Raw genomic sequence first — 22,008 nt, 5'->3', positions numbered from 1 at the left:
TCATCCAGCAAGCAGGACACCGAAGGTGTCACCGTTGATCTACCCACGCGGAAGGCTTCTTCAGGAGGACATCTCAGCGATCGACGCGATGATAGCGAAAATAGCGGCCAGCGGAATGACGCCGCCAGGCACGGCGACGTTGATCCAGAATTGATTGCTGGCTTCGCGGCTCTCGAATTTGCGCAACTCTTCGTAGGTGTCGAATTGCAGAACGCCAGCGGCATTTGTGTGCTCGAACCGCTCCTTGCGAATGGCGTGGAAGGTTCGGTTCGCTCTCAACACGAGCCATACGTAACCGGCCAAAGCGATGACTGCTGGAATGGAAATATCCACGACGATGATACCCCAGAAATAAAAAGGGGCCGCCCTGTTTCGAGGCAGAGCGGCCCCCTGCCGGCATGGCAGAACGGGCTAGTGTCCTGTCACAACCTGACCTCGGTTTGATGCAATATGGTATCTTGCGTTCAAACTGTAAATGCCAGTGAATAGCCCAATATGGCGCAAATCATTATTTGTTTCGCGGCGACCGCCGCGCTGCGCAAGCGATCGTTACCCGCAGGGCGGAGACGCTTTTCCAGCGGCTCCGTGCCGAAGGCATAGAGCGGGTCGCGAAGCGAGGCGCCAAATTTAGCCGAAAACCTATGTTTCAGGGTTCCTATCACGTAGCCAATTCGGTAACAAAGAATCAGGCTTAGAGATTACAACGCGGTAAAACCATGGCAGGTCCAACGATAGAAAACTGGGTTGAACAACTAGGCCTACAACTGGTCGAGGATCCTGATCTCGAAAAGCCGGTCTATCGGAAGCCCTATCACGGAAAAGTCCATCTGAACGCGGAACTGGACGACAAAATCAGCACAAGCATCCGAGAGGCCCGCGATAAACGGTCCTTGTCACGTTCGAAAATCGCTCCCCTGCTTGGCTTGAGTAACGCGGTCTATCATCGCTATGAAACGAGTGTTTCCCGACTGACCGTCTCCCGGCTAATTCATCTCTGCGAAGTTCTGGACGCCACGCCAGAGGAAATCCTAGCCCCTGCCGCTCCGCATTTATGGGGCGAAAACCAGGAACATTCCCGGCTCCTGCAAAATACGATCTCGGAAATCCGACAGCTCGATACTGAAGGTCTCGAACGGATCTTCAAACTGGTTGTCTCGATGGAGAATAAACCGACACCCACGGCGGGCCGCTGAGATAGGGGCGCGGCGCAAGCCGCGCGTCTATTTCGCTCTCATTGGGTTGGCGTTGGATGGGGGCCGCGACCGCAGCGGCGAAGGTTGAGCAACACTTGTCAGTCATCACACAGACCATAACAGGCAATCTGTCCTGAAGCATTTGGCTTCGCGCCTTTACAGCGGCGTCGTCAACGAAGCTCATAAAGAACCACTCAACGTTTTGCTTCCTCTCGTGTAAACGTATTTCTCTCTGTATCGAAGCTACGAACATAGTTCTCAAGTTTTTGCAATAAAATCAAAGATTTATCAATAATTGCATAATGCGATTTATGGAACTTATCGTATAGCCGTCAAGTGTCCGTTTCGGTTTTCATATGGAAATGTACGTCTGCACGCACTTGGTCGTGCAATTCGGGTGCATGGTTACTCGCAGGTAAGGAAAACGCGAACAGAACCACGGAGATCTTCATCGCAACAACGACCATCAAGCGAGCTATTCTGTTTTCGAAGCGAAGCATCATTGAAAGATTTGCTATCCAGTTTAGAGACGAATGCAAATTGCCACGCCACAATTCGACTTGACCATATCCCCTCCCGGGGGATAGCACTTGGCCCATGACAGACCAAGCGCACATTCACGAAACCCACCCGGACATCATCAAACGGCTGAAACGCGCGGAGGGACACCTGCGCAGCGTCATCGCCATGATCGAAGCGCAGAGACCCTGCGTAGATGTGGCGCAACAGCTCCACGCAGTGGAAAAAGCTGTCTGCCAGGCAAAGAAAACACTGATCCAGGACCATCTCGATCACTGCCTCGAAGACGCGGTCGGCGGCCTTGGAAGCGAACAGCGCCGGGCGATCGACGAGTTCAAGACCATCACCAAGTACCTCTGAGGTTTGACATGACGAGCTTCGCCGACCTGATCAGCCAGGGGTCAGGCCACGCATGGCTATTTATCCCAAGCGCCATTCTGCTCGGCGCGCTCCACGGCCTGGAGCCGGGTCATTCCAAGACAATGATGGCCGCCTTTATCGTCGCCGTCCGAGGCACAGTCAGTCAGGCCGTCCTCTTGGGATTGGCGGCTACAGTCTCCCACACCATCATTGTGTGGGGAATTGCCTTTGCCGGCCTGTATATCTGGCAAGGCGTCGATGCCGAGGTGTTCGAGCCGTATTTTCAGCTCGCGTCGGCAGCAGCCATCATCGCCATAGCACTGTGGATGGTGTGGCGCACCTGGCAGGGTCAGAAGATGGCAAAGGCCGCCGCCCGGCATGACCATTCCGGACACAACGGTCATGACCACGGAGCCACCGCCTCCGGCGGGCATGGAGACCACGCGGAAATGCGCCGCGTCGATACAGGCCACGGGCTCGTGGCACTGGAAATTTTCGAGGATGGTGTGCCGCCCGTATGGCGCTTGCGAACCGAGCGCGGCCACGCCTGGTCTGCCGCCGACGTCACTGTGGTGACGGAACGTCCCGACGGTAGCCGGCAGACGTTCTTATTCGCAAACAAGGGCGGCTATCTCGAATCCAACACCGAGATTCCCGAGCCTCATGAATTCATGGCGCGCCTCATCCTGGGCCACGGCAATCATACTCATGACTATGATTTGTCGTTCGTCGAGGGTCACGGGCACGATCATATGCATGAGGAGGTCAGAGGACTTGAAGTCGGCACGGATGGTTACCAGGACGCGCATGAACTGGCGCATGCCAACGACATTCGTCGGAAGTTTGCCGACCAGAACGTCACGACGTGGCAGATCGTCCTCTTTGGACTGACAGGCGGCCTCATCCCTTGCCCCGCCGCGATCACGGTGCTTCTTCTGTGCATCCAGCTCAAGGAGTTCTCCCTCGGTTTCGCTCTGGTGCTGTGCTTCTCGATCGGTCTTGCCATCACGCTTGTCACGGTTGGGGCTATCGCCGCACTCGGCGTCCGGCAAGCGACGAAGCGCTGGACATGGTTCAGCACGTTCGCGCGGCGCGCCCCTTATGTCTCAAGCATGCTGATCATCGCGGTCGGCGTCTACGTGGGCATTCAGGGATGGATAGGCCTCCAGGCGCATGCTGCAACGACCCCGGCAACCACTATCTCCGCACCAATTCAGAATTGAGTTCCAACGATGTTGCAGGTCCTCTCGAACAGAACCTACCGTCACCTGTTCCTCGCCCAGGTCATAGCGCTTGTCGGAACCGGTCTCGCGACCGTGGCGCTCGGATTGCTTGCCTATGATCTGGCAGGCGCTGATGCCGGCGCTGTACTCGGAACCGCACTTGCCATCAAGATGATCGCCTATGTCGGTGTCGCACCGATCGCCGCGGCATTCGCAGAGCGCCTGCCGCGACGCACGATGCTGGTCAGCCTCGATCTCATACGCGCTGCGGTCGCCCTGGCTCTGCCGTTCGTCACGCAGATCTGGGAGATTTATCTTCTCATTTTCGTTCTGCAGTCGGCATCGGCAGCCTTCACGCCAACGTTCCAGGCGACCATTCCGGATGTTCTTCCGGACGAGAAGGAGTATACACGGGCGCTGTCACTATCCCGCCTGGCCTACGACCTCGAGAGCGTGGTCAGTCCGATGCTTGCCGCAGCACTTCTGACGCTTATCAGCTTTCACAGCCTGTTTGCGGGAACGGTCGCCGGCTTTTTGGCATCCGCAGCGCTTGTCGTCTCGGTGGTACTGCCAAGCCCGAAAGCCAGTGAACCCCGCGGTATCTACGATCGCACGACGCGGGGCCTTCGCATCTACCTCGCCACGCCCCGGCTGCGCGGGCTTCTGGCTTTGAACCTCGCGATCGCGGCGGCCAGCGCCATGGTGATCGTCAACACCGTAGTACTCGTGCAGGCAGAGTTCGGGCTCACCCAGCGCGCGACGGCGCTAGCACTCGCGGCATTCGGTGGCGGCTCCATGTTGTCCGCCTTCGTCCTTCCCCGTCTGCTGGACCGGATCGCTGATCGCCGGGCAATGTTCGCGGGCGCCCTGGTTCTTGTCACTGGTCTTGCGCTCGGGATCATCGTTCAGAACTACACAATGCTGCTTCCGCTCTGGTTCGTGCTCGGCATCGGATATTCTCTCGCTCAAACGCCATCCGGCCGCCTGCTGCGCCGATCTTCCCAGCCTGAAGATCGTCCAGCTCTGTTCGCCGCGCAGTTTGCACTGTCCCACGCCTGCTGGCTTCTGACCTACCCGATTGCCGGCTGGCTCGGCGCGACAGTTGGCTTGCCGTTCACCTTCGGGGCACTCGCGCTGATCGCGATTATCGCACTCGTCGCGGCCACGCGCCTTTGGCCTACCGACGACCCCGCAGAGATAGAACACGTACACGATGCGCTCGGCCCAGATCATCCGCACGTGGCGGGTGCTGACCGGGTCGCGGGTGGCCACCGCCATGTCCATACGTTCGTCATTGACAGCCATCACCAGGAATGGCCGCGTTCGGGATGACCGACTTCCGCGTCTACGCCGGGCTGTTTTTTGCAGCCCTTGCCGCAGCCACCATTCTCCCCATGCAGTCCGAGGCCGTCCTTGCCGGACTGCTCGTCCTCGATAGTCATCCTGTCTGGTTTCTGGTGACCGTAGCGAGCACCGGCAACGTGCTGGGCTCCGTCATAAACTGGGGTCTGGGTCGCGGCATCGAGCGCTTCCGGAACAGAAAATGGTTTCCCGCCAATGCCAGAACACTGGAACGCGCCACACTCTGGTACCGACGCTATGGCAAGTGGTCGCTGCTTTTGTCCTGGTTGCCAGTGGTCGGCGACCCGCTGACCGTTGTGGCCGGCGTCCTGAGGGAGCCGTTTGGGATGTTTCTGCTTCTTGTCACGATCGCCAAGGTGACGCGCTATCTTGTTCTTACCGCAATCACGCTGAGCTGGATGTGAAGGATCACAAGCGAATTATAAGCGGAGAACACGCAAGAAAAAACCCGGCATAGGCCGGGCTCCTTCTTCGATTCACTCGCTGCGGAAGTTAGTCTTTGTGCTCGGGCATTTCCTTGAGCTGATCCTTTGTCCAGGTTGTGACGGCATGGACATCACCATCCTCGTCACGCATGAACTGGAGGTCCACAAGCGGCACTCCGACCGGCTTCGCGCCGATGCCAAGGAAACCGCCGACATCGATGATGGCCGTCCCGCCACTCCCCGAACCATGAACGTGATCGAGCTTACCAACCTTATGGTCGTCGGCTCCGTAAATCGTCGCACCTTCAAGGACAGCAGGTGTCAGTTCTGTGGCTGCGAGGCGTACGTGATTGGTATGATCCATTGGATAATCCTCCTTGTTTGTTATGAGGAAGTAACCCCGGCGAGAGATATTTGTTCCCTTGCGCAGGAGCTCAACGTAGTCCAGAAATCGTGTGCGGGCATTGCCAAAGATCAAGTCTGTGGCGAAGCGCTCGGCTCGCCGATCTTTTCGAAAGTGCTGAACTGAAATTTCTGCATCGATCCCCAGGGGGTTGTGTGTTCATGCCACCGTGTCGTGGCGAGCCTGAACTGATCGCCGAGAACGGCCTCGAGGCCGTCCGCATCATAGCGGGCAACGGGTAGGCCGCTGCATTTCTCCGGGCCGTCCAATGCGAAGGTGCCGATCACGGCTTTGCCTCCGTTTCTGAGAGCCTGTGCCAGCACGCGAACATAGGCCTGCTGATCCGCGACTGTCGTCAGGAAATGAAAGGCGGCGCGGTCGTGCCAGAGATCGTACCTGCGGTCGGGCGTCCATACGGTCACATCCGATACGATCCATTGTACCCGAGCAGCGTCCACCAGTCGGGAATTCGCCGTATCGAGGGCGGCGCGCGAGAGATCAAGGACGCTGACGTGGGCCTGACCGAATTCCACCAGGGCATCGACCAACCGTGACGCACCACCGCCTATATCTATGACCGACATTTCCGGTGTCAGTCCCGCTTCACGCAGCAGTGCCAACGACAATTCGGGAGTGTCCTCGTACCAACTGACTTCGGTATCTGCCTTGGCTTTATAGACGCCCTCCCAATGATTTTGTCGGTCGGTCGCTGTCATCGAAATCGTCCCCGTTAAGAAGCCAAGTTTACCAGATGTCGACCAATCCCATAATAGGGCTTTTATGAAGTCGCCGTTTCGTCCCGCGCATATCGGCCGGCGGCTATTGGGCCGAAGAGGCCGCTGACTCCGATCGTCATTCCGGCCGTGTTTGGCGTGGTCAAGGGCTGGCGGTTGCCCAAAGCGCGCGCCAAACCTGCAACAGTGCCTGCGTTCGACGCCTTACAGGCGCCTGGCGAACAGTAAAAGGGGTGCTGTTTGCTGAAAGGTTGGCGGGAGTGACACCACCCGGCGGCTATCAGAACGTGTCAACAACACGAACATTAGCATCCACTCTCGGCCGGCGGAAATTGAGAACTTGCTAATGCGGGCGCATGGGCTACGACATCACCTCTTCCAGTATGAGCAGCGCCAGGAAGCCAACGAAAAACATAGCCGTGATGAGTGGCGTATCCTCGACCTCATGCGCTTCCACCAACAGCTCCTCGGTGACAAGATACAGCAGTGCTACTAAGCCTAGTGCCAGCAAGCCCGTGAACATCGGGGCCGGCAGGAGCGACGCCGGCGTCGCGAGCAGGGCACCCAGAGGCAGCAGCAGGGTAAGTCCGCCGATGCTGGCGATGACTTTCAGTGGGGATTTGAGCAGCGGCTCCAGGGAAGTGGTCAGCACCAACCCAAGCGACAGAACTTCCAAGGTAAGGGCGATGGCTAACAGCAGTCCCGCCTTCTCCCCAGCCAGCATGGCGATCCCGAGCACCAGACCATCAATCAGCAGGTCGACCCCGATAGCAGCGATCAACCCGGCTGGGCCCGGAATCCACCGCTCTGTCTGCTTAACCACCAGCATCAGGGCGAGCCCAAGCCCGCCGCCGACAAAGGTCGCGATGGCCGAAGCGTTGCCATGCACCACGTCCGGAAGGATTTCGCCAGCGGCGGCGGCAAACACCACCCCCGCCGCGAAATGGCGGATGCCGCTGATGGTTCTAGGCCCAGACTTGAACAGCGTGGCGACCCCGGCTGCAACGACGGCGGCTGCCACCGGGCCTAACGTCAATAACGAGACTGGCATGGCGATCCTTTCATCTTGGCGTGCTCGAGGAGGTCCACTTGCGAGGCCGGAGCTGGGGCATGAACGGATCCTTCAGGGCGGCATCTGGACGGCTGATCGGGTGACGGGTGGATGAAATCCTCCCCGCCAGTTGATCCGGGCCGAACCTCTTGAGCAATACACGGTAACCGTCGTCCGCACACTTTGAGACCACGTCCCCGGACCGCCGAGATAGGTTGGTCGACCAGTCTAAACTGGCGATCAGGCCGGCAAGTTCGGCCTTGTGCGCCAGGAAGTCGAAGGCTTCGGTTTCTCTGGTCATGACCATGTTTTAGACAAAATTCACGGCGAACGAAAGATGCTGAAATACAAACAAATTAAGGATTTTCGAGCACAAGATAACCCGCGTGGTCCCGCCGGACAGGCGTTGGCTGAATAGTCGGGATGTTTGATGTTGAGGATCAACGATGCGCTGCGCGTGCATGGCCCAATGCCCTCTACATGCGGGCCATTGATATGGCCTAGGAGTTGACAGGCCAGCCCAAGCCGACCAGTTATTGAGGAGAGACTGTAGGGACCATCTGCGGTGCATTTGAGGATACGGGATGTTCTTTCAGATCCTCGATTAACGTTTTCATTTCAGCGATTTCCTTCACCTGTGCCGCAATGATCCCGTCCGCGAGTTTTCGGACACGTGGATCGTGGATGTGGGCCCGGTCACTGGTCATGATCGCAATCGAATGGTGAGGAACCATAGCTTTCATATACGAAACGTCGTCTACAGTTGCCTGGCTGCGCACCAGCCAAAGTGAAATTGCAAAAACCAGGGCGCTCACGGCCAGGATCGCAAAATTGATGTTTCTGCTCGCGTACATGTTCCACATAAACAAAAGCATGATCGCCGCCATGACTGCGCCCATGAGCAAGGCCATCCAGGCGCGGGTCTGGCTAAAGAAGACATGATTCAAAGCGAATGTGTTCAGGTACATCAGCGCAAACATGATGACGGTTGAGACAATTATCATTGCAGCAAAGCGCACGTAGCTCATGGAAACCTCCTCATTTAGAGCATTATGGTGCGAACGTTATGCCAGGTTCATACAGTTCCTGGCCATTCTCACGCTTGATCGATCCAGGCTGCCACGACCAGCACCGAACCACGTTTCTAGACGGCCAGTATCGGGGAAAAACCGCCGCCGGGTGTCCGGAAATTTGTAGTCTGGCCTTGGTAGAGACGGGCAGCCGCAAGCAACACTCGGCCATCGTATGTATAAAGCCGCACGTCCATCTTGCGCGGCGTGGGTGCGCCGTCGATCTCGATTATACGCTGTCCAGGTGAGGCAAAGGCCTGGGCGACATATCCGCCAAGGGCGATGTCGGCCCAAACTCGCTTTGTCACCTTGTCGCCACGATAGACCGCTTTGCTGCCGTGGCCTGAGAGCGGCTTGAAGAACATGTCATTTCGAGACTGCCAAAGAGAGTCCGAATTATCGGGCGTAACCAGCATGGTCTGCGGCACGCTGGCCAGCCGCGAGCGCATCTCCGAAGAAAGACCAAAGGCTTCAAGCCTCGCCGGATCGGATAGCAGCGTCAGATTGCGCTTGCTGGATAGAAGCGCGTGATTGTGCGGATTGGGCGTGACCACCACGGCGCCATCCTGATAAGCCGCTCTCAACGCGGCATGTTCGGGGCGTTCGAGTGTGAAATCGACCAGTCGGTTGTAGACGAGGTCAATCTCCTCTCCGTCGAGCCGAAGCCTGCCGTCCTTATATGCCAGCGCGCTGGCATCCCCGACAATCGCTTCAAACCCATGTTTTAGTAAAACATTACGAGCAAGAACGAATTCCGGATACAGGTATTGCTCCTCCGGTTGATCATCAATGATTGCGATCCGTTGTGGCGAACCGGCTTTACGCTGGAGGCGCCATTCATTTTTGAACATCGCAACGACGCTGGTTTCGAAATCATCGTATCTTGTATCGACTGCCGTTCGGTCGACTTCGGAGCAGCATGCTTTCTGGGCCTTGGCGAGCACGGCATTGAGAAAGGCTCCGCCCGCGTTGGTGTTGACCTCAATGAGCTTCGGACCGTCATCGTCCAGATGAAAATCATAGCCCATCATCGCGCCAACGGGACCAAAATCCCGCTGAGCGATTTCGGGAGCCCAGGATAGAACGGTTTCGCGGTAACCCGGTAGCTTGGCAGTTGCCTCGACGGCCACGACAATAGCTTGCATCTCGTCAAGCGCCGATGCAGCGAGGAAGACCGGAACGTTCGAAAACAAATGCGGCCGAGACGCCATGAAAGTCTCGGAGAACTGAGGCTCGCCGGCCTCCAGCGACAACGCAGCCGAAAGCGCTGCCCGGTCGAGGGTAACGCAAAAGCACTTGCGGTTCAGTCGTGCAGCAAGCGACGAACGACCATCCGCCACGGTTGGAGCTGGGGGCATCTTAAGTCTTTCGCTTGGGCGGGAGGCCCGGGCCAACAGACCCGGCTATCGGCGATAAGACGGTTGATGTGAACCGTTTCACTTCGCGTTGGTTTTAAGCCACTCGGTCATATCAGCGATTTCCCTGGTCTGCGCGTCGATAACCTTCTGCGCCATTTCCTTGGCCCAGGCATTCTTACCGTATTTGAGCTCTACCTTGCTCATGTCGATGGCGCCCATGTGGTGAGCGATCATGCCACAGACGAAGGCCACGTCGGGGTCCTTGTGCATCATCCCCTGCATCATGTCCTTATCCATCCGCATCATGCCGGTCATTCCAGCCTTCTGATGCTCCTCGGTCATCATGCCGGTCATCATCTTGGAATGGTCGGCGTTCATATCCATCGCCATGTCGCTTTTGCAAACCTCCGGAAAACTGCCTTCCTCGGCGTTAGCAATCGGGGCGGCAAATAGCAGGATGGCGCTTGCGAGCAGGAGAGACTGTTTCATGGGTTTACCTTTCAAGCTGGAACAAACCTCTTCAAGGAGGGGTTGCGACAGCGTGCTCCTTCCAGCGAGGGGAAGGTCAAGGAAAATCGGTACTCATTGCTACGATTTTCGTCTAGCGCCACAGCATGTCTATTTTGAAGAAATCGCTTGACCTTCCAGTCACGGGAACCGGTACTCTTTTGGATTGAATTGAAAGGTACTGCCAATGGCGACCCACGATCACGAACACAGCACAGAAGGCTCGAGTCCTGCTGCCAATCCTCAAGCACCAGAAGCGGTGGTTCGCGACCCGGTCTGCGGAATGACCGTGGATCCCAAAGCAGCCAAACCAGTTTTCGAGCACGGTGGCTTGACCTATCATTTCTGCAGCGCATCCTGCCATGATAAGTTTGTCAAAGTGCCACAGGACTACCTGACAGCCATTGATCCGGTCTGTGGAATGAGCGTTGACCGCGCCTCCGCCAACCACTTCACTCGCCACGAGAGCAAGGGCTTTTACTTCTGTTCGGATGGCTGCAAGACCAAATTCGCGGCAGAACCGGCCAGGTATCTCGGCGATAAGTCCGTTGCCGAGCCGATGAAACCGGGAACCCAGTATACCTGCCCGATGCACCCGGAGATCATTCGCGACAAGCCGGGATCATGCCCGATCTGTGGCATGGCCCTTGAGCCCATGGGTGTGCCGACCGGAGATGAGGGCCCAAGCCCCGAGTTGGTGGATTTTACACGGCGGCTGTGGATCAGCGCCTTACTGTCCGTGCCCTTGCTCATCATTACCATGGGGCCGATGGTTGGGCTGCCTTTCCGGGAATGGATTGGCGAGCCGATGGCCACCTGGCTCGAACTGGCGCTTGCCACTCCGGTGGTGCTCTGGGCCGCTACCCCGTTCTTCCAGCGCGGCTACGAGTCGATCATCAACCGCTCGCCCAACATGTGGACGCTGGTCTCACTGGGCGTCGGCGCAGCCTATAGCTACAGCCTTGTCGCGACCCTATTCCCCAGTATTTTCCCCCATACGTTCCGTGACCACGGCGGTAGTGTCCCGGTGTATTTCGAGGCCGCGGCCGTCATCGTCGCGCTGATTTTCCTTGGGCAGGTGCTTGAGCTCCGGGCACGCGAGCGCACCGGATCGGCAATACGCGCCTTGCTCGACCTTGCTCCCAAAACAGCGAGGCGCATCGGCAAGGACGGGTCTGAGGAAGATATCCCGCTCGACCAGGTGCTGGCCGGAGACCTGCTGAGGGTCCGCCCGGGCAACAGCATCCCGGTCGATGGGATCGTCACCGAGGGCCGCTCCTCCGTCGACGAATCCATGATCACCGGCGAACCCCTGCCGGTGGAGGTCACCGAGGGTGCCAAGGTCACTGGCGGCACCATCAACAGGAATGGAACCTTCATCATGCGTGCCGAGCGGATTGGTGCCGACACCATGCTCTCGAAGATCGTCGAGATGGTCGCCAAGGCCCAACGCTCTCGTGCGCCGATCCAAGGTCTTGCCGATCGAGTGTCATTCTATTTTGTGCCAGCCGTGGTCCTGGTCGCAGTTGGGGCTTTTGCCACGTGGGCGATCATAGGCCCTGAACCCAGCATGATATACGCAATCGTTTCGGCGGTCTCGGTGCTGATCATTGCTTGCCCCTGTGCGCTTGGGCTTGCCACACCCATGTCGATCATGACGGCGACCGGGCGTGGCGCCCAGGCCGGCGTGTTGATCAAGGATGCCCAAGCGCTGGAGCGCTTCGCCAAAGTCGATACCCTCATCGTCGATAAAACCGGGACCCTTACGGAAGGGCGGCCGAAGCTCACTGATATACTGATCGCTAAAGGCACGACCGAGGCAGACTTGCTCGGGCTTGCCGCGAGTTTGGAACAGGGATCGGAGCATCCACTGGCCGAGGCCATCGTTGAAGGAGCAAAGGAGCGTGGCGCAACCCTCCTGGTGACCACTGAGTTTCAGGCGATCACCGGAAAGGGCGTGAGCGGATTGGTTGACGGCAGGCGCATCGCGCTGGGGAACCAGGCAATGATGGTCGACCTCGGGGTCAACGTGGGAATACTTGCCAAGCAAGCGGACGCGCTGCGCACCGAAGGCAAGACCGCCATGTATGTCGCGATCGGCGGCAAGCTCGGTGGGATCGTCGCTGTGGCCGATCCGATCAAGGCCACCACGAAGGAGGCTATTCTCGCCCTGCGCGAAAGTGGCTTGCGGATCATCATGGCGACCGGCGACAACGAATTGACCGCAAAGGCGGTTGCCTCCAGGCTCGGCATCGATGAAGTTCGCGCTGGCGTTCTGCCGGAAGACAAAAAGGCGCTTATCGACCAGTTGCACGCCAGTGGGGCCAAGGTCGCCATGGCGGGGGACGGTGTGAACGACGCCCCTGCACTTGCGGCGGCCGAGGTCGGTATCGCCATGGGCACAGGGGCTGACGTCGCGGTGGAAAGTGCCGGTATCACGCTTGTGAAAGGCGATCTCAATGGCATCGTCAGGGCAAGGACCCTCGCCGTTGCGACCATTCGCAACATCAAGCAGAACCTGTTTTTTGCCTTTATCTACAATGTGCTTGGCGTGCCGATTGCCGCCGGGGTCCTCTATCCGGTTTTCGGAACACTGCTGTCGCCGATGATCGCGGCTGCCGCCATGAGCCTGTCCTCCGTGTCCGTCATTGGAAATGCGCTCCGCCTGCGCAGTCTGAAACTATAAGCTCAAGGGGGCTTTCAATGAATATTGGTGATGCGTCGTTACGATCCGGCCTGCCGGCAAAGACCATCCGCTACTACGAGGAAATCGGACTTTTGAAGCCTGGGCGCGCTGATAACGGCTACCGTGACTACTCGATCAAGGACCTCCATGGGCTGCGGTTTTTACAGCGTGGCCGCAGCCTTGGGTTTTCGGTGGAAGAGTGTCGGCAACTGCTGTCACTCTACAATGACAAAGCCCGTGAAAGTGCGGAGGTCAAGGCGATTGCACAGGCGAAGTTGGTAGAGGTCGACCGGAAGATTGCTGAGCTGGTTGGACTACGCGGCGCGTTATACCACCTTGTCCAGAACTGCCATGGCGACGAGCGGCCGGATTGCCCGATTATCGATGAACTTTCAGGAGAACCAAGTTTTCAGTCAAGCTGAAACGACGCCCCGCTCAATCTCGAAAAAATGCGCCTGAAGCACTTTAATGGAAAAGTCGTTTCGACGCCATACTAACGGATGACCTGACGTCGCGAACGTGGCCGTCAAAGCGTAAGAGCCACGCCCCCTTCCTACGCCGGTCAAACGACACCGCTTGAGATGCTGATGTACTCACGTACCCATTTCTCGATCATAGGGGAAGACAATAAAAACCGGACGCCAACGATCGGCATGCGTCAAGCTGCAATCGCGAATAGGGAGGCGACAGCAAACGAAACCGCCACCGTCGAACAGTGGCGCACCCGTAGTTTCCCTGTTTGGCGTTTTGATGAACGATTTCAACATCGCATCTCCGAATTCGGCAAGAGGAAACGACCTCTCCGGCGATATGGTCTTGTTTCCTTCCTATTTGCCGTACGTCGCCTTGAAAGGAGTCGAACCGGCGACAGGTTGGTCAGATAGCTTAAGTGTCTGAAAGACGTACTTCGTGGGATAACGCCTAGTTATGGAACTTTATCACAGCGCCGACTGGGTGGGTAGGTCTCCGGCATCAAGATGTTAATAGTCTGCTAGCAGGTATTCGTCACCGTTTCCAAAGCGCGGCTTCACTCCGAGCAATGGCGCTGAGCGGGAAATGATCTGCTTCACCATGGGTGCGGCAGTCGAGGCAGCCGTGCGGCCGCCATGCTCTCCAGTCTTTGGCGCATCGATGATGCTGAGAACAATGTATTTAGGCTTGTCCATTGGGAAGGCCGCCACGAAGGCGTTGAAGTTAATATTGCTTGCGTAGCGCCCATTGATAACTTTGTCCGCAGTCCCCGTCTTGCCACCGACGTTAAAGCCCTCGACTTGGGCGCCGCGTCCAGATCCTTTGAGACCGTTCCAGGTGAAGAGGTAGCGCATGTCTGCGCTTGTTGAGTCCTTGACCACGGTCTTCGCCAGATATGCTGCAGCCTCCGGTCCGCGGGGCAGAAAGGTCGGAGGAAGCAGCTTACCGCCGTTGATCAGGGAGGCGGCCGCAACTGCGGTCTGGAGCGGTGTCGTCGCAACCCCGTGACCGAACGAGATCGTCACCGAGTTGATCTTCTTCCATGTTCGCGGTTGAGTGGGGGTCGCGACACCGGGCATCTCGGTATTCATCTTCGAAAGAAGACCAAGCCTTGTCAGGAACTCCTGGTGGCCTTCTATACCAACGCGGTCCGCAACAGCGGCAGTGCCGATGTTCGAGGAGTACTGGAAGACCTCCGGGATGGTGAGCGCCCTGTTCTTGCCCTTGAAGTCCTTGATCGTGAAGCCACCCATGCGGATCGGACGTGACGCGTCGACGACGGTGTTCAGATTGATCTTTCCGGCATCAAGTCCCATCGCGAGGGTAAAGCTCTTGAACGTCGACCCCATCTCGAAGGTCGCGTTGCTCATCCTATTGAACCAGCCCTTCTCGTACTCCTTGTCCACGCTGCCGTCCGGCAGATTTCGCGACGGCTCGTTCGGATTATAGTCAGGGACGGATGCCATCGCGATCACTTCGCCAGTGTCGACATCGATGATGGCCGCACCTGCCGCCTCGGCCTGGTACGATTCCATCGCCTTCGCGGCGACATCGCGAACGATGGTCTGGACGCGGATGTCGATCGACAACCGGACGGGTTCGAGAGGTGCGCCGCTCGTCATACCGAGTTGGCGAAGGTCCGCGAGACCTTGCTGATCGAGATAACGCTCCATCCCGGCCAGGCCCTGGTTGTCGACATTGACATGACCTACGATGTGGGAGGCGGTTTCGGCGCCGGGGTAGAAACGCCGCTTCTCCGGACGGAAGCCGATGCCCGGAATACCAAGGGCCAGAATGTCGGCCTGCTGCCTCGGAGTGAGCTGACGCTTCAGCCACTGGAACGCTGTCTTCGAACGCAGCTTCTGATGCGTCTCACGCCAATCTAGGTTGGGGACTACTGAGGAGAGCTTCTCGACAACCTCGTTGGGATCAACGATCCGGCGCGGATCGGCATAGAGTGAGGTCATGTTCAGGTCGGTCGCGAGCAGTTCGCCATTACGATCGACTATGTCCGGACGTGAGGCGACGAGTGTCGGGTTGCCGATCGAGGCCGTCGTCAGAGGTTCGCGAAAGCCATACCATACGAGACGGCTGCCAACGATAGAAAAGAGTACTGCGAACCCCGCGATCAGGATTCCGACACGCTGCTTCGCCTGCTTCCGACGCTGAGCACCGGATCCGGCGACACGCACGCCGCCTTCACTGCCCAAACGGCTCTTTATACTGAAATGGGATCGGCTCCTGAGCCGCACAACGAATGAAAGCATTGCAATCGACCTACAAGAACCGTTCCGCCGACACAGGTACGCCTGTCTGCTGGATATTCAGGGATCTTTACACAGCCTCGATGACAGCCAACGCAGAATTGAAACGTCGAGCGGCGATCATTAAAAACTGCATAAATATACAGTTAAGGTTGAAACATTTACGGACTTGAAATTAACGAAGTCTGACTTGCAGATAACGTCGCGATAGCATTTCCGTGAAACGGGGCATGCCAGCGACTTGTTGATCCTCGGTTATGCTGTCGAGGGGCGCGGCAGGCTGGCAACGACGATCGCCGCCCTGTCCGGCACCCGGCTGTAGAGGTCGATGACATCCTGATTGATCATCCGGACGCATCCGGACGAGACCGCCTTGCCGATGCTCCACCATTCCGGCGAACCGTGGATGCGGTAGAGCGTGTCTTCTCCATTCTGGAAGATGTACAAAGCTCGCGCGCCGAGTGGGTTGTTCAAACCCGGAGCCATTCCACCGTTCGCGATACTATAGGGGACCAGTTCGGGCTGTCGGGCTACCATCTCGTCCGGCGGGGTCCAGCGCGGCCATTCGCGTTTGTACTGGATGACCCCCTTCCCGGCCCATTCGAACCCCTGTCGGCCGAGGCCAACGCCGTAACGCATCGCCTGTCCATTCTCTTGGGTGAGATAGAGGAAAAAGTTTGCAGTATCGACGACGAGAGTTCCAGGACGCTCGCCCGTCGGATCGCTTACGAGTTGCCGATGATATCGCTTGCCGATTTTCTGGTACGGAACAGCCGGTAGCGGAAACTGCTCATCGGGAACGGGTCCGTAGATCGAAGCGAGCGTAGGATCTTCCAGTGGAGCGGCTGTCGGCTGCGCCGTCTCTCGAGCTGTCGTCGAGCAGCCTGCTAGAGCGATAACCGCGGTCCCTGCCCCGATCGTCATGAGTCCGCGCCTGGTGATGTTTCTTTCCTGCAATGGATTTCCTCTTGAATATGTATTGCGGGCTCAAAGTGACCAGCTCAGCTCATTCCCGCAACCAGATTGCGGATCTTGTGAAGGCGGGTTTCTCGGGGTTCATGCATATCGAGCGTTCCTTTGAAGGTGCCGTTCGCGTCCATGAGGTAAACCCCCGCCGTATGATCCATGGTGTAGTTGCCGCCCTCCGTCGGAACCCGCTTTGCGTAGGCAGCGAAGGCCTTGAGAGCGACCTCGGTCTGATGTGGATTGCCTCGAAGAGCCATGATCCTGGGATCAAACGAGGTCATGTATTCCTTCAACAGATCCTGGGTGTCCCGCTCAGGATCTACGCTGATGAACGCTACGTTGAACTTGTCAGCCAGCGGGCCCAGCTCAGTCATGAGATCCGTCAGCTCGAAGAGAGTCGTAGGGCAGATATCGGGGCAGTGGGTAAAGCCGAAGAACGCCAGGTATGGCCTGCCCTTGAGGGCGGCATTGTTGATCACCTCGCCTTTGTGCGAGACGAGTTCAAAGGGCTTGCCGATAACGGGTGCAGACGCATCAACCACCTGGTTTCCCGATCGGAACGGCAGGACGTTTCCAAACACAAGGAGCCCTGCACCAACGATCGCGACCAGGCACCACAACACGATCTGAAAAATCCGAAGGCGCTTCATCCATTCTCCCGCACGATTCGCTACGGGACTAGCCTTAATCCCTCTAGTAGCCTGAGGTTCAAGATGCTTTCTGCGGCAACTGCTGGTTCCGCGTTGATGTGACGCAGTTCGACAAGTATCGAAAATTACAGAAAACCCCGCCCATGACTGCAACCGGTCCTTGACCCTCAAGGTACTAGAGGTCTGACAATGTCTTCGAATATTGGAAGGAGATTGGATGGTCGCGGCTGAAATAAACAAGGATGACAAGACTTGGCTCCCGACGTTCGGGGCATGGCTCATCGCGCTCCTGTCAACGCTTGGCGCTCTATTTATCGGCGAGGTGATGGGGCAGGCACCCTGCGATCTGTGCTGGTATCAGCGAGCCTTCATGTTCCCGCTGGCCATTCTGCTTGCCGTTGCCGCCTACCGATCGGACGGAGGTGCTTGGTTCTATGCCGCACCCCTCGCGGCCATCGGCTGGCTGATCGCGGCATTCCACAACCTTCTCTATTTCAATATCATTCCAACCGCCATCAAGCCATGCGGGCAAGGTCCCTCATGCTCGGGGGACGGAATGATCCTGTTTGGGGCTCTGCCTATTCCCCTCCTTTCGCTCGCGGCATTCACCGCAATAATCGTCCTCCTTCTAACCGTGCGCTGGAGAACCTCATCATGAACAGACGCACCCTCGTTCTAGCCACGGCTGCGGTCGGCATAGCAGTTTTCGCAGGAGGAGCAGCCATCTACAGCGGCAACACTCCTGCTCCGGCCCCTGTGCCGGGTCCAGCGCCATCAGGCAACGACACGCTCGTCCGAATGCATTCGCCCGTCATGGGCCCTGTTGCGGCGCCCGTTACCATCGTCGAATTTTTCGATCCGTCCTGCGAAGCGTGCCGGGCCTTCTATCCGATCGTGAAGCAAATGATGGCCCAGACAGGGCCGAGCGTCCGTCTCGTGCTTCGCTACGCCGCTTTTCACAAGGGATCTGACGAGGCAGTCCGCATTCTCGAGGCGGCCCGCAAACAGAACCGCTTCCAGCCAGTCCTCGAGGCGCTGCTCGCGCAGCAGCCTGTCTGGGCGGCGCATGGCGAACCGGATCTCGAAAAGGCATGGCAGGCGGCAGCAAGCGCTGGACTCGACCTCGACCAGGCCCGAAGGGACGCGGCCTCTCCCGCGGTCGATGCCGTCCTTGCGCAGGATATGGCGGACGTACGTATCAACAAGGTCGAGCAGACTCCGACGTTCTTCGTAAATGGGAAGCCGCTGACCGAGTTCAGTCCGCAAGGGCTTTACAATCTCGTCAAAGCTGAAATCGACGCAACGAAGCCGAGTTCATAAGATCGGCCCGAAAACGGCACCCAAGTAGCACGGCATGAGCGGACATCATCACGATCACGGAGCCGATGCCGGCGACAAGCGCATCTGGTGGGCCATCCTCGTCAACGTGCTCCTGACCTTCGCACAGATCGCCGGGGGCATCCTCTCCGGCAGCCTGTCGCTGATCGCAGATGCCCTGCATAATTTCAGCGACGCGGCATCGCTCGTCATTGCGTATGGAGCGAGGAGGATATCACGCCGCCCGGCGGACGATACGATGACCTTCGGTTACGTTCGTGCCGAAATCGTCGCCGCGCTGATCAACTACACGACCCTCATCGTCATCGGCCTTTACCTTCTCTACGAAGCAGTGATGCGGTTCATCAATCCGGAGCCGATCGAAGGATGGATCGTCGTCATCGTGGCGAGCATCGCGTTGGCAATCGATGTGGTTACCGCGATGCTCACCTATGCCCTTTCGAAAAGCAGCATGAACATCCGTGCGGCGTTCCTTCACAACGTGGCTGATGCTCTCGGATCCGTCGGTGTCATCATTGCTGGTACCGTCGTGCTCATCTATGGATGGATATGGATCGACCCGGCGATCACACTTCTGATCGCTGGCTACATTCTCTGGCAGGCGTTCACGGAAATCGGATCCTCGATCCGGCTGCTGATGATGGCGACCCCTGAGAATGTCGATGCCGTGCAAGTGGTACTCGATCTTCGCTCCGTCGAAGGCGTGCAGGATGTCCATCATGTCCACGTCTGGGCTCTTGATGAAGGTCACAATGCCTTCGAGGCTCATCTTGTCGTCGCCAACGATTCTTTCATCGAGGTTGCCAAAGTGAAGCGGATGGCCAGAAAGATCCTACAGGAGAAACATGGCATCGCTCACAGCACGCTGGAAATAGAGACACCCGACGACCGCTGTGACAACGATTCCAAGGTCATCGGGCACGAGGTCGACAAGCTATAGCGGTGCTACTTCCCACCGCGTCGACGGATCGCATTCACGACGAAAATCGCATCTTCCCCTACGCCTGCGATCAGCCCGGACGCGCGGTTTCGTTGCCAGGGCCTGCCAACGAAATAGAGACCGTCGATGGACGAGATACCTTCGCGATGAACTGAGGCACCCTTTCCATCGGTCGCACCATCGATCTCAATCCACCCGAAGTCGTCGACATATCCAGTCGCCCATATCACCGAGCGGATCGGTTCACGCGAGCCGTCCTGGAATATCGCATTATCGTCATCGAGTTCGACGAGCCTGTCCTTCAACATCACGCCTTTCCGAATGAGCGCCGCATCATCATTCCCTCGTCCGGGAAATGGGTCTTCTCGCCGCATTCGTCTGCCGATCAGGCTGTTCGGCGAAGCACGGAGAAGGCCAAACGTCTTGAGCCACCACCAGATGCTTCTTCCCAGGATCCGTTCCGGAAGAAGCTTCCGCTTTCTGCCACCTGACATCAGCACCCGATGAGAACCTGTCAAGGTGACTGCCATGTCCCGCCCGCTCGCGCCGTCGCCGACGACGAGCACTGTCCCGGCGGGCACATCCCCCGTGTCCTGAAAATCTGCCACATGCATTTGCTTGACTGTAGATGGGAGCCTGCCAGGCAGAACGGGAATGCGTGGAGATGAAAACGAGCCTGTTGCGACGATGACGCTCTGGCAGGTCACAACACGGCCTGCATCCGTGAATGCCTCGAAGAACCTGCCGACCTTGACCAGTCTGACGATCCTCGTCGAGCCGATGACCTGAACGCTATTTCTGTTGGCATACCTGGCGAGATAGTCTGCGAATTCGTCCTTCGTGGCGTAGCCGTCCGGATCGCCAACAAGCGGCATCCCCGGCAGCGCGCTGATGCTCCGGGGTGTGAACAGGGTCAGGCTTTCGTATCGCTTCCGCCAGCTATCACCAACTGCAACGGCGCTGTCGACTATTAGGAACTGAAGCCCTGCTCCTGCCAGCGAGTGAGCCGTAGCGAGCCCTGCCTGCCCGGCCCCGATAACGAGGATGTCGGTGCGCAGGCCGTCCCCTGCATTCATGGACACGTGTTCCAGCCCCTATGGACGCGGCTGCGTCGCGCTCGACGGCGGATCCGGCCTCGCCTCTCGACCAATATGGAGGAAGCTATACGAGAAGACCGAGACGACGAAGGTTGCGAGGATCGCGAACAGGATCCAGTTATTGCGCCGAATGCGACGCATCCGATCATCCGGTTGCGCCATTTTCAATCCCCCGCGGAGTCGTCTGCGACGGCTCCTGCGTTCGAGCGTTTCGTCATTTCCTTGAAGGGGTCCGCAAGCGCTGCGTCCGGCCTGCTGACAGGATACTTGATACCAGATATGCGAGCCGCCAGCTTCTCGGCTCCGTCCTTCTGGAGGAGTGTACGGAAGCTCGGATGCATGCCGCCGTCGACGTAAGACGAGACCGTGGAGCCGCTGCTTTCGGCCATCGCCGCCTCGACCTTCTTCTTCTCTGTATCCATCCGTGCAACGAGTTGCGCATCAGGAGGCGTGGAAACGACGGGGCAAGCTCCAAGAGGATCACGCGGCTCGCCGCCTGCGAATTCGGTGTTGAACATGTATCGGCGACCACACACTGACACCTTCGGCTGCTGCCGGGTGATCTCGAATGCGTCGTATCCCTCCTTCAGCGTCTGCCAGAACGCCATATTCGGATCGCCCTTATGTGCCGCCATGTTTTCTGGGGTCATGCGGAAGGGATAGGCCTGGACCTGAAAGCGATCCTGGCCGGAGGAAAGCGCCTTGGCGACGATCGAATAGATCTCGCCTACGCCCTGATCTGTGAGGGCGTAGCATCCAGATGAAGAGCAAGCTCCGTGAACCATGAGGGCTTCTCCCGTATACCCGAGGGCCGACTCGAGCCTATTCGGGTAGCCGAGATTGAAGGAGACATAGTACTGCGACTTCGGATTCAGCATGCCAGACGAGACGTGATAGAACCCCTCTGGCGCTTGCCGGTCCCCGTTTTTCATCTTCGGGCCAAGCTTTCCGGACCACCTGCACATCGGATAGGTCTTCAGAAGCGAATAGCGTCCAGTCCGGTCGATCTTCCAGACTTCCAGTTCGCTCTCCTGCTTGAATATCCTGACCAGCACGGGACTTTCGGCCTTCATGCCTCTCTTGGACATCTCCGTGAGCATCTTGCTTGATATCTGCGGAGCTGAACTCGACAGGTCGTCGAGCGCCATGTCCGAAACGCATCCGGACAGCGCGACACTCACCGCTACGGCGAGTGCTGCCTTTCGCGTGAACCCGGCCACGCGCTTGCTCGAAATATGGAACCAGTTCATTTCGCCACTCTGCGATTACGCATTTTTGATCTGCTTCGTTCGGTTCATTTCCGATCCGGCACGGAATGGTGTGGAAACACCGATTTCCCGTAGCCTCAGCAAGTGGCCGGATCATAAAACCTCAAGCACCTAGAGGTGCAA

The 22,008-nt window shown here is 57.9% G+C and carries 23 protein-coding genes; 10 read left to right on the top strand and 13 right to left on the bottom strand.

The features are described 5' to 3' along the window. Positions 1–60: 60 nt before the first annotated feature. The gene (locus ACSQ8R_RS32160; RefSeq protein ID WP_436257431.1) at positions 61–333 is read right to left on the bottom strand and encodes a hypothetical protein; all 273 of its coding nucleotides are present in this window, start codon (positions 331–333) and stop codon (positions 61–63) included. 383 nt (positions 334–716) lie between these two features. Between ACSQ8R_RS32160 and ACSQ8R_RS32155 the strand changes: the two genes are divergently transcribed. The 5 genes from ACSQ8R_RS32155 (at position 717) to ACSQ8R_RS32135 (ending at position 5,061) form a co-directional block, all read left to right on the top strand. Then, on the top strand, positions 717–1,193 hold the full coding sequence (locus ACSQ8R_RS32155; RefSeq protein WP_436257430.1) for a helix-turn-helix domain-containing protein: 477 nt from the start codon (positions 717–719) through the stop codon (positions 1,191–1,193). A 597-nt stretch (positions 1,194–1,790) separates the two neighbouring features. After that, positions 1,791–2,072: a metal-sensing transcriptional repressor gene (locus ACSQ8R_RS32150; protein WP_142174639.1), complete on the top strand. Its 282-nt coding sequence runs from the start codon at positions 1,791–1,793 to the stop codon at positions 2,070–2,072. An 8-nt stretch (positions 2,073–2,080) separates the two neighbouring features. Further along, positions 2,081–3,295, top strand: a complete 1,215-nt coding sequence (locus ACSQ8R_RS32145) for a nickel/cobalt efflux transporter (RefSeq protein ID WP_436257429.1) — start codon at positions 2,081–2,083, stop codon at positions 3,293–3,295. 9 nt (positions 3,296–3,304) lie between these two features. Continuing rightward, entirely contained in the window at positions 3,305–4,627 is a 1,323-nt protein-coding gene (locus ACSQ8R_RS32140; RefSeq protein ID WP_436257428.1) for an MFS transporter, read from the top strand. After that, positions 4,624–5,061: a YqaA family protein gene (locus ACSQ8R_RS32135; RefSeq protein ID WP_436257427.1), complete on the top strand. Its 438-nt coding sequence runs from the start codon at positions 4,624–4,626 to the stop codon at positions 5,059–5,061. Before ACSQ8R_RS32140 ends, ACSQ8R_RS32135 begins: the two co-directional genes overlap by 4 nt. 88 nt (positions 5,062–5,149) lie before the next feature. Here ACSQ8R_RS32135 and ACSQ8R_RS32130 read toward each other — a convergent pair whose 3' ends face one another. The 7 genes from ACSQ8R_RS32130 to copM form a co-directional block, all read right to left on the bottom strand. Further along, entirely contained in the window at positions 5,150–5,446 is a 297-nt protein-coding gene (locus ACSQ8R_RS32130; protein WP_436257426.1) for a PRC-barrel domain-containing protein, read from the bottom strand. 110 nt (positions 5,447–5,556) lie between these two features. After that, positions 5,557–6,201: a class I SAM-dependent methyltransferase gene (locus ACSQ8R_RS32125; RefSeq protein ID WP_436257425.1), complete on the bottom strand. Its 645-nt coding sequence runs from the start codon at positions 6,199–6,201 to the stop codon at positions 5,557–5,559. A gap of 379 nt (positions 6,202–6,580) precedes the next feature. Continuing rightward, entirely contained in the window at positions 6,581–7,270 is a 690-nt protein-coding gene (locus ACSQ8R_RS32120; protein ID WP_142174645.1) for a transporter, read from the bottom strand. 10 nt (positions 7,271–7,280) lie between these two features. Continuing rightward, complete coding sequence (locus ACSQ8R_RS32115) at positions 7,281–7,571, bottom strand: hypothetical protein (RefSeq protein WP_436257424.1); 291 nt, start codon at positions 7,569–7,571, stop codon at positions 7,281–7,283. A gap of 232 nt (positions 7,572–7,803) precedes the next feature. Then, positions 7,804–8,298, bottom strand: a complete 495-nt coding sequence (locus ACSQ8R_RS32110) for a DUF305 domain-containing protein (protein WP_436257423.1) — start codon at positions 8,296–8,298, stop codon at positions 7,804–7,806. Positions 8,299–8,414: 116 nt separating this feature from the next. Then, complete coding sequence (locus ACSQ8R_RS32105; RefSeq protein ID WP_436257422.1) at positions 8,415–9,698, bottom strand: hypothetical protein; 1,284 nt, start codon at positions 9,696–9,698, stop codon at positions 8,415–8,417. A gap of 78 nt (positions 9,699–9,776) precedes the next feature. Continuing rightward, a complete protein-coding gene (gene copM, locus ACSQ8R_RS32100) occupies positions 9,777–10,187 on the bottom strand; it encodes a CopM family metallochaperone (protein WP_436257455.1) in 411 nt (136 codons plus the stop codon). 205 nt (positions 10,188–10,392) lie between these two features. Between copM and ACSQ8R_RS32095 the strand changes: the two genes are divergently transcribed. Both ACSQ8R_RS32095 and cueR read left to right on the top strand, forming a co-directional pair. Beyond that, entirely contained in the window at positions 10,393–12,891 is a 2,499-nt protein-coding gene (locus tag ACSQ8R_RS32095) for a heavy metal translocating P-type ATPase (protein WP_436257421.1), read from the top strand. 17 nt (positions 12,892–12,908) lie between these two features. Beyond that, on the top strand, positions 12,909–13,313 hold the full coding sequence (gene cueR / locus ACSQ8R_RS32090) for a Cu(I)-responsive transcriptional regulator (RefSeq protein ID WP_436257420.1): 405 nt from the start codon (positions 12,909–12,911) through the stop codon (positions 13,311–13,313). A 558-nt stretch (positions 13,314–13,871) separates the two neighbouring features. Here the strand turns inward: cueR and ACSQ8R_RS32085 are convergent. The 3 genes from ACSQ8R_RS32085 to ACSQ8R_RS32075 all read right to left on the bottom strand — a co-directional run bounded on the left by ACSQ8R_RS32085 (position 13,872) and on the right by ACSQ8R_RS32075 (position 17,242). Continuing rightward, positions 13,872–15,629 carry a peptidoglycan D,D-transpeptidase FtsI family protein gene (locus ACSQ8R_RS32085; RefSeq protein ID WP_436257419.1) on the bottom strand — a complete coding sequence of 586 codons (1,758 nt, stop codon included), beginning with the start codon at positions 15,627–15,629 and terminating at the stop codon, positions 13,872–13,874. A gap of 252 nt (positions 15,630–15,881) precedes the next feature. Next, positions 15,882–16,550: a L,D-transpeptidase gene (locus ACSQ8R_RS32080; protein ID WP_436257418.1), complete on the bottom strand. Its 669-nt coding sequence runs from the start codon at positions 16,548–16,550 to the stop codon at positions 15,882–15,884. A 77-nt stretch (positions 16,551–16,627) separates the two neighbouring features. Beyond that, on the bottom strand, positions 16,628–17,242 hold the full coding sequence (locus ACSQ8R_RS32075; RefSeq protein WP_436257417.1) for an SCO family protein: 615 nt from the start codon (positions 17,240–17,242) through the stop codon (positions 16,628–16,630). A gap of 217 nt (positions 17,243–17,459) precedes the next feature. Here ACSQ8R_RS32075 and ACSQ8R_RS32070 point away from each other — a divergent pair, with 217 nt between their 5' ends. From ACSQ8R_RS32070 to ACSQ8R_RS32060, 3 genes are read left to right on the top strand one after another with little or no spacing between them, the layout of a single operon-like run. Beyond that, complete coding sequence (locus ACSQ8R_RS32070) at positions 17,460–17,900, top strand: disulfide bond formation protein B (protein ID WP_436257416.1); 441 nt, start codon at positions 17,460–17,462, stop codon at positions 17,898–17,900. After that, positions 17,897–18,562, top strand: a complete 666-nt coding sequence (locus tag ACSQ8R_RS32065; RefSeq protein ID WP_436257415.1) for a DsbA family protein — start codon at positions 17,897–17,899, stop codon at positions 18,560–18,562. Before ACSQ8R_RS32070 ends, ACSQ8R_RS32065 begins: the two co-directional genes overlap by 4 nt. Positions 18,563–18,596: 34 nt before the next feature. Further along, a complete protein-coding gene (locus ACSQ8R_RS32060; RefSeq protein WP_436257414.1) occupies positions 18,597–19,520 on the top strand; it encodes a cation diffusion facilitator family transporter in 924 nt (307 codons plus the stop codon). 5 nt (positions 19,521–19,525) lie between these two features. Here the strand turns inward: ACSQ8R_RS32060 and ACSQ8R_RS32055 are convergent, their stop codons facing one another. Next, on the bottom strand, positions 19,526–20,596 hold the full coding sequence (locus tag ACSQ8R_RS32055; protein WP_436257413.1) for a flavin-containing monooxygenase: 1,071 nt from the start codon (positions 20,594–20,596) through the stop codon (positions 19,526–19,528). 185 nt (positions 20,597–20,781) lie between these two features. Next, positions 20,782–21,867 (bottom strand): hypothetical protein, encoded by a 1,086-nt coding sequence (locus ACSQ8R_RS32050; RefSeq protein WP_436257412.1) that lies wholly within the window; start codon positions 21,865–21,867, stop codon positions 20,782–20,784. Positions 21,868–22,008 lie beyond the last annotated feature (141 nt).

Origin of the sequence: Neorhizobium sp. LjRoot104, from assembly GCF_964253725.1 — a bacterium.
Lineage (GTDB): Bacteria > Pseudomonadota > Alphaproteobacteria > Rhizobiales > Rhizobiaceae > Neorhizobium.
Note: the sequence above shows the minus strand (reverse complement) of the source record. Positions and strands in the feature narration are given on the sequence as shown.